The following is a 13,179-nucleotide window of genomic DNA, read 5'->3' on the forward strand; positions in this document are numbered from 1 at the left end:
TCTTCGGGGAGCCTCAATCGAAGGCGTAGGTGAAATCGGCGTCCTTGACGTCGAGCGCGACGCGGCGGATCTCGCCGCCGGCGGCCAGGCGCTGCAGGTACTCGACCGAGATCGTGGGCAGCACGGTGTTGGTCAGGATGGCGTCGATCACGCGGCCGCCCGATTCCGGGTCCTGGCAGCGCGCGACCACCTGGTCGACCACCGCGTCGCTGTACTCGAAGGGCACGCCGTGGTTGGTCTCGACGCGCTTCTTGATGCGGCCCAGCTGCAGCCGCACGATCTTCTTCATCATCTCGGGCGACAGCGGGTAGTAGGGAATGGTGACGATGCGGCCCAGCAGCGCGGGCGGGAACACCTTCATCAGCGGCGCCTTCAGCGCATCGGCCAGCGCGTTCGGATCGGGCAGCAGCTCGGGATCGCGGCACATGCTCATGACGAGCTCGCTGCCGGCATTGGTGGTCAGCAGGATGATCGTGTTCTTGAAATCGATCATGCGGCCCTCGCCGTCCTCCATCCAGCCCTTGTCGAAGACCTGGAAGAAGATCTCGTGCACGTCGGGGTGCGCCTTCTCGACCTCGTCGAGCAGCACCACGCTGTAGGGCCGGCGGCGCACCGCCTCGGTCAGGATGCCGCCCTCGCCGTAGCCCACGTAGCCCGGAGGCGCGCCCTTGAGCGTGGAGACGGTGTGCGCCTCCTGGAACTCGCTCATGTTGATGGTGATGATGTTCTGCTCGCCGCCGTACAGGGCCTCGGCCAGCGCGAGCGCGGTCTCGGTCTTGCCGACGCCCGAGGTGCCGCACAGCATGAACACGCCGATCGGCTTCTGCGGGTTGTCCAGCCGCGCGCGCGAGGTCTGGATGCGGCGCGCGATCATCTCGAGGCCGTGCTTCTGGCCGATCACGCGCTGGTTCAGCGTGTCGGCGAGCTTGAGCACCGCCTCGACCTCGTTCTTGACCATGCGCCCGACCGGGATGCCGGTCCAGTCGGCGACCACCGAGGCCACGGCCTGCTCGTCGACCGAGGGCAGGATCAGCGGCGACTCGCCCTGCACCGCGTGGATCTTCGCCTGCAGCTCGTGCAGTTCGGCGAGCAATGCGGCGCGGTCGGGCGCGGCCTCGGCGGGCGCGGCCTCCGCATCCACCGGCTTGTTCCCCGTGCGCAGCTTCGCGCGCAGTTCCAGCAGCCGGTCGACCAGGCCCTTCTCTTCCTGCCAGCGCGCGTTCAGCACCTCGAGCTGCGCCTTCGACTCGGCCAGCAGCGCCGACACCTGCGCCGCGCGCCTGGTGACGTCGATGCCGATCGCCTCCTCGCGGCCGATGATCTCCTGCTCGACCGTCAGGCCCTCGATGCGGCGCATGCAGTCCTCGACCTCGGGCGGGGTCGCGTGCTGGCTCACGGCCACGCGCGCGCAGGCGGTGTCGAGCAGGCTCACGGCCTTGTCGGGCAGCTGGCGCGCGGGAATGTAGCGGTGCGACAACTTCACGGCGGCCTCGATGGCCTCGTCGAGCAGCTGCACGCGGTGGTGCTTCTCGAGCACGCTGGCCACGCCGCGCAGCATCAGGATGGCCTTGGTCTCGTCGGGCTCGGGCACCTGCACGACCTGGAAGCGCCGCGTCAGCGCGGGGTCCTTCTCGATGTACTTCTTGTACTCGGCCCAGGTGGTGGCGCCGATGGTGCGCAGGTTGCCGCGCGCCAGCGCGGGCTTGAGCAGGTTGGCCGCGTCGCCGGTGCCGGCCGCGCCGCCCGCGCCCACCAGGGTGTGGATCTCGTCGATGAAGAGAATGATCGGCGTGGGCGAGCTCTGCACCTCGTCGATCACCTGGCGCAGCCGCTGCTCGAACTCGCCCTTCATGCTCGCGCCGGCCTGCAAGAGGCCGATGTCCAGCGTGAGCAGCTTCACGTCCTTGAGCTGCGGCGGCACGTCGCCGCGCGCGAGGCGCTGCGCGAAGCCCTCGACCACGGCGGTCTTGCCGACGCCGGCCTCGCCGGTCAGCAGTGGATTGTTCTGGCGCCGGCGCATCAGGATGTCGACGATCTGGCGGATCTCCTCGTCGCGGCCCGTGACCGGATCCATCTCGCCCTTCTTCGCCTTCTCGGTCAGGTCGACCGCGAACTTCTTGAGCGCATCGCCCTTGCCCATGGCGGCCGGCGCCATCGCGCCCGCCTCCTCGCCGGGCGCGCCGCTGCCCATGCCGGTGCCGTCCTGCGCGCGCATCTGGGCCTCGGGCGAGGCATCGCAGATCTTCACGAAGTTCTCGGCCAGGTCCTCGACCTTGACCTTCTCGAACTGCTTCGACAGGCCATAGAGCGGGTTGCGCAGGCTCTGCGTCTTGAGCATGCCCACCAGCAGGTAGCCGGTGCGCACTTGCGCCTCGCCGAACTGCAGGGTGGCGTAGGTCCAGGCGCGCTCGATCGCGTTCTCGATGTGCGGCGAGAAGTCGCTGATGGCGGTGGCGCCGCGCGGCAGGCGGTCGAGCGCGGCCGTCATGTCCTTGGCGATCACCGAGACGTCGAGGCCGTAGTGCTGGATCACGCGGTGCAGGTCGGAGTCCTGCGCCTGCAGCAGCTGCGCGAACCAGTGCTCGAGCTCGACGTACGGATTGCCGCGCATCTTGCAGAACACGGTCGCGCCCTCGATGGCCTTGTAGGCCAGCGAATTGAGTTTCCCGAACAGGGCGGTGCGGCTGATTTCACTCATGGAGGACTCCGTATCTCTTCAAGACGAACGAAAGGGTTTTTTATTGAAAAGCCGGCGCGCGCGGATGCGCCTCGCCGCCAGGCCGGCTCGCGATGCGCACGTCGCTCGCGTCGCGCGAGCGCGGCCGCTCGCCGAGCCACGAGATCCAGCCCAGCCGCGGTGCGTTGCCGCGCTGCTGGCCGAGCCGCGTGGGCGGCACCTGCTCCTTGCGCAGCACCAGTTCGGCGTCCCACTCGAGCTCGCCGCCCAGCAGCTGCAGCATCCAGCGCTGCAGCACCGGCTGCGCATCGCCGATCGGCAGGAACATGCGGTAGCGCGCGAGGTCGAGCGGCCCGACATGCAGGCGCACGCGGTGCTGGCGGTCCCAGGCGCGGGTGCCGAGCATCGCGCCCAGGCCCATCGCGCGCGAGCTCTCGCCGCGGCCCAGCCGCGTGAGTTCGGCATCGGGCAGGCTCATCCAGTGGCCGACCCAGCGCTCGAGCTTCACCGGCACGCCGAAGTAGCTGCACAGCACCGACTCCACGCCCTCGGCGCTGTGCACGCGGCGCGCGAGCCAGCCCGAGAAGTGCAGCCGCGCGTCGTCGTGGATCTCGTCGCGCCCGATGCGCCCCGGCGTGCCGATGCCCACCAGCGCGCCGATCTGCAGCCGGAAGCGGTCCTCGCCCGGCCGGTCGAGCGCGACCGCGGGCCGCGCCTGCGCCCAGGCGCGGTAGAAATGCAGCGAGAAGCGGTGCAGGAAGCTGTCGAGGAAGGCGAGCCAGGTCGGGTCGCCATGGTTCAGGCTGCGCTCGCGGATGAAGTCGCTCAGGTGCACCGGCAGCGGCCCGTTGGGGCCGATGTAGGCGAAGAAATGCTGGCGCAGCCGCGGCGGTGAATGCGCGCCGGCCGGCTCGAAGCGGCTGAAGGCGGCGGGCGCGAACGACAGCGAGGGCTCCTGGCCCACGCGCACCGGCTCGGCGCTCGGCAGCAGCGCGCGGCCCCAGCGCGGCGTGGTCGCGGCGGCCGACTCGAGCCGGCGCAGCACCGCGAAGTAGTCGTAGGCCCAGGGCTGGTCGGACCACTGGCGCAGCGCGGCATCCACACGCGCGGCCACCGTTCCCTCGGGCGCCGCGGGCGCGGCTAGAGGATCTGGCGCGTCCCGCACAGCGGCCTCCAGCGCATGTTCTCGCCCTTGCCCGCGATGCGCACCACGGTCTCGACGAAATGGTTGACCTCGACGTGGCGCGCCAGGTAGCGCGCGAGCACGGCGCCGAACAGGAACACGCTGTGGCCGTGGAAGGCGTCCTTGTCGACCTCGAGCGTGACCTCGAGACCGCGCCCGAAAGCGATCGGTCCCTTCATCGGCAGGCGGCGCGCCACCGGCTTGCTCGTGACCGACAGCAGCCCGCGCACCTGGCCCTGGCGCATCTCGTCGGCATGCGAGGCATAGAGCATCAGCGTCTCGCGCAGGGCGGCCGCGCCCTGCTGCGGCGTGCTGTCGGAGATCGACAGGTAATTGAGCGCGAGGTGGTCGAGCACGCGCCAGCCCAGCCCCTGGCTCACCACCGGCGACACCGGCCGCGAGGGCCCGCGCACCATGCGCACGCGCTGCGCGGGGAAGGAGTCGACGCAGTCGAAGTCGTTGTCGCGGCCCATCGGCAGCAGCAGCGGCAGGTCGCGGTTGGTGCACAGCGCCGACACCGCGAGCTGGCGCAGGCTGGCCGCGTACGGCGCCTGCTGCGGATCGACGATCTGCATGTAGACCTCGGAGCCGATGTGGCTGCTGCGATTGCCCTCGGTGCGCTGGCGCACCGACAGCATGCGCGGCTCGCGCGTGGTCGTGTAGTAGGCCGGATGGCTGTGGCGCGTGCCGTGGAAGGCCGAATAGAAGGGGCGGAACGGCTGCTCGGTGGCCGCGCCCCGGTCGGCGCCCGGCGCGCCGTGGCCGATCACCTCGGTCACGGTATGCACCTCGAAGTCCTGCGGTCGCGTGCGGTCGGGCACCAGGTGGAACTGGCTCACGCCCTCGCCGAGCGGCACGCGGTCGAGCCGCTTGTGAAACAGGTTGATGGCCGGCACGCAGTGCAGCTGCAGGTTCTCGGCGCTCACGAGCTTCTCGAGCGCGGCGTCGCCGCGCGAGAACAGCAGCACGATCTCGACCTGCGTCACCGGCATCGAGGGCAGCACCGACTGCAGGCCCGCGATCTTGAGGAACTGGAAGCGCTGCGGAAAGGCGAAGTACTCCTGCAGCAGCCGGAAGCCCGAGAAGCCCGTGGCCGTGACCGGCAGCAGCGCCTCGTCGTCCTCGAAGCCGACCATGCCGATGGCGCTCGGCGGCAGGCTGCGCGCCTCGCCCTGCAGCGCGCCGCCGGCGCCCAGCGGCCGCACCATCACGCCGAGGGGCTGGCCCAGCGCGCATTCCTGCAACTGCCAGGCCACGTCCTCGGCGCCGCCCAGGTGCAGCACCAGCTCGTCGAGCGCGATCTGGCTGAAGTTCAGGCCCGCGGTGGTGCGCAGCACCAGGCGCAGGCCGCCGCGGATCGCGCGCGCCTGCGCATGCGTCGTCAGCGGCAGGTCGGGCGCGTAGGTGAAGTACTGGGCTCGCTGCACCTCGAGCGGCCACAGGCGCATCGCGCCGGCGGTGCGGAACTCGCAATAGGTGTTCTGGCCCACCGCATGGCGAGCGCGCAGGCCCGCGCCGCGCGGCAGTGTCGGACCGGTGGCGAGGTTGGCATCGTCGGGATCGTGCGAGAACGCGACCACCGCCATGGCCGGCGTGGGCGCGAGGAATTGCGGATAGACGATGTCGAGCAGATGCCCGGTGAAGCGCGGGTACTCGGCATCGAGCTTGAGGTTGACGCGCGCCGAGAGGAAGGCCGTGGCCTCGATCAGGCGCTCGACGTAGGGATCGGCGACCTCCTGGCCCTCGATGCCGAGGCGGTGCGCGATCTTCGGGAAGGCACGGGCGAACTCGGACGAGCTTTCGCGGAAGTAGCGCAGTTCCTGCTCGTACAGGTTCAACAGCCGTGGATCCATGACTACTTTTGCGGGTGCGCCATGTCCTCGATCTCGATGCGTCCTTCCTCCAGGTCGACCCGGCTGCGCATGAGGAACTCCAGCGGCACGGGCTGCGCCCACAGCATGCCGCGGATCTGCAGGCCGATGCTGTTGTGCGAGTCCAGGGCGGGGCCTTCCATGACCAGTTCCACTTCGAGGGTGCGTGACAAGATGCGAGGCTCGAACTGCAGGATTGCGTTCTTCAAAGCCTGTTCCATGCTGACACGCTGAACCGACGAGGTGAACTGGCCAGACAGCATAGGCAATCCGTAGTTGACGACGGAGCGCGCGGCGTTCGGGTACTGGCGATCGTCCATCGCGAGCCCGTAGCCGGTCGCGTTGAACAGCCAGCTCAGGTCGCGCAGCACGGCCGCGCGCAACGCCTGCTTGGTCAGCGTGCGCTTCTCGTCGCCCTCGCGCTTCTCGTCGGGCGCGTTGTCGACGAGCCGGTCGAGCAGCGAGGGCTGCAGCCGCTCCTGCGCGCCGAGCTCAGCCACCGTCGCGGCCCTGCGCCGTCGCCGCGCCGTCGTCCGTCTCGTCCCCGGCCTCGGCCTCGGCCTCGGCGGGCCGCGACGCGAAGACGATCTCGCGCACGTCCATGATCGCGTATTCGCCCTGGTCGCTGCCGAGCACGCGCTGGCCGTGACCGGCCCAGACCTCGGGACGCAGTTCCCGCCACGCCGTCTTGCGCGCGAGCTGCAGCTCGCCGTCCTCGCACTTCTCGCTGCCCTCGTAGCGCGTGGGGATCAGCGCCAGCGTCTGGCCGCCGTTCTCGAAGTCCAGGTGCGCGGGCATCCACACGCAGTCGCGCAGGTCCTCGGGTGGCTCGATCTTCACGCGCGCGAGCCGTGCATAGGGAATCCAGTAGTACTTGCCGTTGACGAAGGCCTCGAGCACCGGGCCCAGCCGCATGTCGGCGTCGGCCAGCCACTCGAAGGGCACGCCGTCGATGCTGCCGCCGATGGCCGGCGCCGCCTCGAAGGCGCGCTGGCGCAGGTCTTCGGCCAGCTCGAACTCGCCGCGTCCCTGCCGCAGCAGCGACTCGATGAGCAGCGCCAGCCATTCATCGGGCTGGCCGAAGATCATGGGCGTGCGCGTGCCGGCGAACACCTCGGCGCGCAGGCCTTCGCAGCGCACGGCCTCGCCGTACACCTGCTTCATCGGAACGGCGAGCGCATCGAGCTCGGCCGCGACCGTCAGCTGGTTGAGCGCGCGCTCCCACTGGCCCAGCACGCACAGCAGCTGGGCCATGAAGACGCGCGGCTTGCTGTCGGCGGGCCTGGCGCGCACGTCGTCGCTGAGCGCCTTGAGGGCGGCCGCCGGATCGGCCCCCTTGAGGAGTTCGGCGGCGGCGCTCATGCTGCCGCCTCGACGAAGGTGCAGGTGCGCACCGCGCCGCGCGCGCCGCTCTTTTGCTGCGGCGCCGAGCGGATCTCGAGCTTGCGGTAGCTGAAGAAGATGATGTCGCAGGGCCGCTTGGGCATGCCGCCGGTGACGATGGCGTGGCAGTGCACGCGCGCGCCCTCCATCACGAACTCCAGGTGCGACTGCTGGTCCTTCGAGCTGTCGCCGCCGGCCTTGAAGACCGACACCGTGACCTTGAGGTCCGCGTCCTGGTTCTTCAGCAGGCTCGCGATCGACGCGGTGGCGGCATCGCAGTCGCGGATGACGATGAAGGGATAGTTGCGCAGCTTGCCCTTGCTCGAGCCCGGCGGAACGATCACGTCGGTCTTGTACGAGTAGCCGCCGATCTCCATGCGCTGCTTGCCGTCCTCGTAGGTGCGCTGGGATTCGCCCTCGATGGGCGAGCCCTTGCTCTCGATCATCATCGCGAAGTCGTTGCCCGATTCGCCCGAGAGGTGATCGAGCAGGCGCAGCGCCTCATCGGGGTCCAGTCTTCCGTCGTATGTCCAGCTCATGTCGATCTCCTGAGAACAGAAACAGTCATCGCGCGGACGGGCCCTCGCCCGTCCAGCGCACCATCGCGGCATAGGTCTGCCGCGCCTTGTCGGGGGCCAGTTGGCCGCGCACCCGCACCTCGGGCAGCGCGGCTTCGAGCGGCGCGGCACCGAACAGCCGCGGCGTGGTGTAGGGGCTGGCCGCGGTGGCGAGCACCAGCAACCGGCCGCCGGGCGCCTCCAGCCACGGCAGCTCGAAGCGCTTGGCCGCGGGCGCTTCGCGCGTGCCGCGCTCGAAGCGGTTGGTCTCGCCGGGGTCGTCCGGATAGACGGGACGCAAGCCGCCCTGGCCATCGATGCCCACCACCACCATGTCGACCGAGGCCCCGCTGGCATTGCGCACCTGCAGCGCCGCGCGCTCGCCTTCGCGCAGCGGCAGCAGTTGGCCGGCGGCGGCGCGCTGCGCGGGTTCGCTGCGCAGCAGGCGGTCGCCGCGCCAGACCTCGAACACGGCCTCGAAGCCCTCGATCGGCGAGGCACTGGCCTGGCTCATCGCCAGCAGCTGGTTCCACCATTTCAGGCGCGCCAGCGTCTCGATGCGGCGCCGCGCGGCGGCCACGTCGGCGAGCAGCTGGGTGCCGGCACCGAGCGCGCCCGACAGCACCTCGATGCGCTGGCCGGCGGCGCCGAGGTCGGTCCAGCGCACATCGGCCGCCGCGGTGTCGCCCGCGCCGAGCGCGAGCACGGAGGCCGGATAGTCGAGGCTCAGCCGCTGCGGCAGGCCACGCTCGTTGCCGCGCACGCGCAACGCGAACGCGGCCGGCGCGGCCAGCGGCGAGGCGCTCCACAGCGCGCCGCCCGAGAGTTCGCGCAGCGCCGCGGGCACGGGAAGGCGCGCGCTGTCGCTATCGACCTGCGGCACCCGTGCCGGTGCGCTGCGCACGGTGCCGTCCTCGAGCGTGGCGTTGATGCGCAGTTCCTGTTGCGGTTGCAGGCCGTCGACCAGGCCGGCCTGCAGCACCAGGCTGTCGCCGCTGCGCTGCGCGCGCCAGGCCGGCAAGGTGGAGACGGCACCGGCGCTGTTGGCGAACAGCGGCGCGTCGAGGTTGCCCTCGGCCACCGGCGAGGGCAGCTCGCGGGTCGGGAAGCGCTGCGCCAGTTCGTCGATCACCGGCGGGTAGAGCGCGAGCACGCCGTCGAACAGCTCGCGCCAGGTGGCGGGTCGGCGTTCGAGCGCGCCGGCCACGGCCCAGGTCAGCAGGCCCTGCGGCCGCGCGTTGCGGCCCTGGCGCGGCAGCCGCAGCTCGGGCGTGATCTGGTGGCTCTCGGAAGCGAAGAAGGCGACGTAGCGCGCACGCGCCACGCGCTCGGCCACCGGCGGCGCGGCCGGGGCGGCAGGCGGCACGGCCGCCGGCGCGGCGCGCAGCTGGCCCGCGCGCAGGCCGCGCCAGCGCACCTCGTCGTCGGCCGGGCCTTCGGCGACCGCGGGCACGGCGGCGCCGGCGTTGCGCGTCATCGAGGTGGCGGCGCAGGTGTCGAACACCGACCAGACGAACACGCCGCGCGCGAGGAAGGCCTGCACCCAGCCGTCGAAGTCGACGTCGCGCACGCCGCCCGCGAGCGCGCTGTCGACGCCGACGGCGCCGCGCACGTCGCGCGCGAGGAAGTTCTCGGCCAGCCCGTCGGGCTCCTGGTAGCGCTTGGTGGCATCGCGCCAGCGCGTGCCGTGGCCCGAGAAATAGAGCAGCACGAAGTCGCCGCTGCGCGACTGCGCGAGCAGCCGCGACAGCGCGTCATGGATGGCCTGCGACTCGGGCAGCGCGGCGCCGCTCACGCCGTCGGCCAGGGTCGTGATGTCGCCCGCGCCGAAGCCCTGCCGGAGCAGTGCGTCGCGCATCAGCGCCACGTCGTTGCGCGGCGCCTGCAGCCACAGCGACTGCGGCTGGTTGACGAGTTCGGAGACACCCACCAGCAGCGCGCGCTGGGTGGCGAAGGCGCGCGGGGCGAGGCAGGCGAGCGCGAGCAGCAGGAGCCACGAAAGCCAGGCCTCCCGCGTCGCCATCGACCGCCGCGCGACAGGGCTCATGGCCGCTCCGACGCCCGTCCCGCCGCCTCGACCAGCGGCGAGGCCGCCAGCACCTGCAGGCTCTTCTCCACGTCGGGCACGCGCAGCCGCCACACGCCGTTGCTGCCGGGGCCGCCGACCACGTCGGCCGAGATCGCCTGCAGCAGCCGGTCGGCCTCGTCCACGCGCACGCCGTCCTTCCAGCGCACCGTGAGATCGGCGGCGGCCGCGACCGGGGCCGTGGGCACCGAGCGGAAGCGCACCTCGTCCTGCGCCTCGTGGCCGCCGAACAGGCCCACGTTCTGCACCACCACGCACAGGGCCAGCACCGCGAACGCGGGCCGCATCCAGCCGTCGGCGCCGAGCCAGCGCCGTACGCTGCCCCACCAGCCGCCCTCGGGGCCGGGCTGGGGCCGCGCGCGCGGCGCGGCGGCCGGGCCCGATGCGTTGCGCGCGGCCGGCAGCCAGGCCGCACCGAGCTGCGACGCCGCGTCGCGGTACAGCGACTGGTAGTCGACGCGCGGATCCTTCGGGCCCAGCGGCGTGCCCGACAGCACGGCGAACACGCCGCCCACGGTGCGCAGCGCGATGCGGCCGGGCTCGGGCGCGATGGCGGGCGCGGCCTGCGCGGCCCACTCGTCGTGCACCGCGCGGATGGCGGCGAGCCGCGTGGCCGAGACCTCGCCGAGCACGCGCGCGGCGAGTTGCGGGCTCGGCTCGAGCGTCAGCACGTTCCAGGCCTGGATCAGGCCGAAGGCCGGCTCGAAGGGTTCGTCGTCGGGCTCGAGCAGCACGTCGAAGGCCGAGGCCCAGTCGGCCTCGCCGGCCGCCATCCAGCCCTGCCAGAGTTCGCCGTGGATGCAACGGTCGAGCAGCACGCCGAGCAGCCGGCCCTCGTGCACCACGCTGACCAGCCGGCCCGGCGCCCAGCGCGCGCCGAAGCTGCGCTGCGCCACGGCCTCGCGGCGGCGCGCGAGCTCGGCCAGCGGCAGCAGCAGGTCCACCGGCGGCGGCGCGGCCGCTTCGGGTGCCGCGGCGCGCGTGCCGGGCATGGCGACGGTCGCGAGCCCGGGCGTCTCGGGCGCGAAGGCCGCGGCCGCGCCGGGCCCGGTTTCGAAGGCGCTGCGGATCGCGCTGAGCGGTGGCCAGAGATGGGTGGTCATGGCGTCTGTTCCTGAATGGCTATGTCTTCAGGCATAAGACGCTTCAGCGCCCAGGATTTTGAAAACCTGCAGGATCGCCGCCATGTTGTCGGCCTCGATGGCGATGCCCAGGGTGCCCTGGATCCAGCCGCCGAGCCGGGTCCTGGCGTAGTCGGCGGTCAGGCCCTCGCGCTTGTGCACCAGGCCGAGCCGGCCCGCGCGGTAGTGGTAGGAGGCGATGGCATGGCGCGAGGCGATGCCCGACAGGCCGCCCTCGGCCTCCTTGCCGAAGCCCTCGCACAGCAGGATGCGCTCGGGCTCGGGCAGCTCGGCGATGAAGGCGCGCGCCGCCTGCTGCACCGCGAGGCTGCTGAGGCCGTGCTCGGCCAGGCAGCCCTCGAGGTCCTCGTCGGCGCCCAGTTCGTCCTCGAGCTGGGCCTCGGTGATCTGGTCGCCGATCGACAGCTTGCGCTTGAAGGCGGCCGAGCGCGTGCAGTCGATCAGGTAGCGGCGGAAGTACGCGCACAGCGCGAAGGCGGTCGAGGGGGCGCTGTGGCCCGCGCGCTCCTCGGCCTCGTCGGGATCGGCATCGAGCCGCAGCACCTTGACGTAGATGAATTGCGCCACCAGTTCCTGGCGCCCTTCGCCGAGCACCTGCAGCTCGGGCGGATTGCAGGCCACCAGCGCGTCGCCGACGATGCGGTACATGCGGCCCATGTCGTTCGACGTGAGCGTCTGGCGCCGGCGCCACAGGCGCACGAGTTCGCCGCTTTCCTCGGACGACAGCGTTTCCTGCATGGATTCAACGGCCGGGGCCGGGCCTCGTGGCGGCATTCACGCTGTCGTCTCCTCAGTCGTCCTCGCAGACGCCCTCGGTCGGCACCAGGCATTGCGCGAGGCCGGCGCCCACCGGCCCACCGCGCGTGCGGATCGCCGAGGACGCCGCGGCGCTCGCCACCGCCAGACCGCGCGGCAGCAGGATCCAGAGCTGGCCGCGTTCCTTCATGCGGCGCGCGTTGGTCGCGGCCTGCTGGCCGTTGCCGAAGAAATAATCGGCCCGCACCGCGCCGCGGATCGCGCCGCCGGTGTCCTGGGCGATGGTCAGGCGCTGCATCGGCGCGCCGCTGCCGGGCGTGCGCGTCGAGACGAACACCGGATAGCCCAGCGGCGTGCTGCGCGGATCGACTGCGATCGAGCGGCCGGCCGACAGCGGCACGCCGAAGGCGCCCACCGGGCCGCCGGGCGTGGCCGCCTCCTTGAAGAACACGTAGCTCGGGTCCTTGATGCCGGTGCCGGCCACCGGGCCGGCCGCGCGCCGCCCGGGCACCACCACCGCGCCGCTCGCGGCGGGCCGCGCCAGCGTGAAGCCGCGCGTGCGGATGGTGGTCGAGACGTTGCCCGAATCGTCGTCGTCGCCGTCGTCGAGGTCGAGCTCGATCGACGAGCCGCGCACCTTGACCGGGCTGCGCGGCTTGCCGTTGGCGGCCTGCGCCAGCGTGGGCCGGAACGGCTGGCCGTTCTGCTCGGCGTAGGCGACGCGGATCATCTCGCCGCTGGCCAGGCGGATGCGGCCCGAGCCCTGGATCTGCATCTCGTAGAGCGCGGTGGCGCTCGAGACGAAGGCCAGCACCTTGGCGTTGGGCGCGCCCTTGGTCTCGATCTCCTCGCGGGTGTAGTAGGGCAGCAGCTGCTTGCCCTCGATGCGCAGGCGCACCTTGCGGTCGAGCGTGTCGCGCACGATGCCCGAGAGGTCGAGCGCGTAGAGGCCCGGCGCGCCCATGTCGCGCGTGCTCAGGCCGGTCTGCACCACCACGTTGCGGCCCTGCACGCGCGCGGCCACGGTGCCGTCGCCCGCGGGCAGCTTGCGCGCGTCGGCGAACAGCATGTCCTCGGGCTGGCCGTACACCGGGTAGATGAAGGGCGGCGCGTAGCTGCGGCTGCCCTGGATCTCGGGCTCGAAGTAGCCGGTGACCACGCCGTCGGGGCGGCGGTCGTCGTCGCGGATCTGGTAGACCGAGAACTCGGTCTCGAAGAAGTTGCGGATCGAGGGATTGCTCTTGCCGTCGACCTTGGTCGCGCGGTCGCAGACCGACTTCCATTCGGTGCCGCGGCCGTTGAGCACCTTGCAGCTGCCGAGGAAGGCGGGCCAGGTCTCGGCGAAGTCGTCGCGGGTCCAGCCCGGCACCGCGTCGAAGCCGACCGCGGTGTAGGTCGCGAGCTGGGTCGAGAAGGTGCGCGCCTGGCCGGCCACGCTGCCGCTGGCGGGCGGGCGCGGTGCCGGCGCGGGCGCCGGTGCCGCGGCGGCCGTGTCGGTGCTGGGGGCGGGGGCCGGGGCGGCGG

At 71.9% G+C, this 13,179-nt stretch carries 10 protein-coding genes; all 10 read right to left on the reverse strand.

All coding sequences use genetic code 11. The annotated features are described in order from the left end of the window. Nucleotides 1-13 precede the first annotated feature (13 nt). The gene (gene tssH / locus KV106_RS37445; protein ID WP_261217126.1) at nt 14-2,698 is read right to left on the reverse strand and encodes a type VI secretion system ATPase TssH; all 2,685 of its coding nucleotides are present in this window, start codon (nt 2,696-2,698) and stop codon (nt 14-16) included. A 40-nt stretch (nt 2,699-2,738) separates the two neighbouring features. Beyond that, nucleotides 2,739-3,791: a type VI secretion system baseplate subunit TssG gene (gene tssG / locus KV106_RS37450; RefSeq protein WP_261217127.1), complete on the reverse strand. Its 1,053-nt coding sequence runs from the start codon at nt 3,789-3,791 to the stop codon at nt 2,739-2,741. Between the two features lie 26 nt (nt 3,792-3,817). Beyond that, complete coding sequence (gene tssF / locus KV106_RS37455; RefSeq protein WP_261217128.1) at nt 3,818-5,713, reverse strand: type VI secretion system baseplate subunit TssF; 1,896 nt, start codon at nt 5,711-5,713, stop codon at nt 3,818-3,820. A 2-nt stretch (nt 5,714-5,715) separates the two neighbouring features. Then, nucleotides 5,716-6,231, reverse strand: coding sequence for a type VI secretion system baseplate subunit TssE (tssE, locus tag KV106_RS37460; RefSeq protein ID WP_057596835.1), 516 nt, complete (start codon nt 6,229-6,231; stop codon nt 5,716-5,718). Continuing rightward, nucleotides 6,224-7,093, reverse strand: a complete 870-nt coding sequence (locus tag KV106_RS37465; RefSeq protein ID WP_261217131.1) for a type VI secretion system accessory protein TagJ — start codon at nt 7,091-7,093, stop codon at nt 6,224-6,226. Before KV106_RS37465 ends, tssE begins: the two co-directional genes overlap by 8 nt. Then, nucleotides 7,090-7,653: a type VI secretion system tube protein Hcp gene (locus KV106_RS37470; RefSeq protein ID WP_057596833.1), complete on the reverse strand. Its 564-nt coding sequence runs from the start codon at nt 7,651-7,653 to the stop codon at nt 7,090-7,092. Before KV106_RS37470 ends, KV106_RS37465 begins: the two co-directional genes overlap by 4 nt. Before the next feature lie 25 nt (nt 7,654-7,678). Further along, nucleotides 7,679-9,718 carry a caspase family protein gene (locus KV106_RS37475; protein WP_261217133.1) on the reverse strand — a complete coding sequence of 680 codons (2,040 nt, stop codon included), beginning with the start codon at nt 9,716-9,718 and terminating at the stop codon, nt 7,679-7,681. Continuing rightward, nucleotides 9,715-10,860 (reverse strand): hypothetical protein, encoded by a 1,146-nt coding sequence (locus tag KV106_RS37480; RefSeq protein ID WP_261217135.1) that lies wholly within the window; start codon nt 10,858-10,860, stop codon nt 9,715-9,717. The genes KV106_RS37475 and KV106_RS37480 overlap by 4 nt, the downstream gene beginning before the upstream one ends. A 27-nt stretch (nt 10,861-10,887) precedes the next feature. Next, nucleotides 10,888-11,637: a hypothetical protein gene (locus tag KV106_RS37485; protein ID WP_057596830.1), complete on the reverse strand. Its 750-nt coding sequence runs from the start codon at nt 11,635-11,637 to the stop codon at nt 10,888-10,890. A 52-nt stretch (nt 11,638-11,689) separates the two neighbouring features. Then, nucleotides 11,690-13,179 (reverse strand): murein transglycosylase A (mltA, locus tag KV106_RS37490; RefSeq protein WP_261217138.1); only part of this gene is annotated, 1,490 nt, incomplete at its 5' end.

The organism is Variovorax endophyticus, from assembly GCF_025376855.1.
In the GTDB taxonomy this organism is placed as follows: Bacteria; Pseudomonadota; Gammaproteobacteria; order Burkholderiales; family Burkholderiaceae_C; genus Variovorax.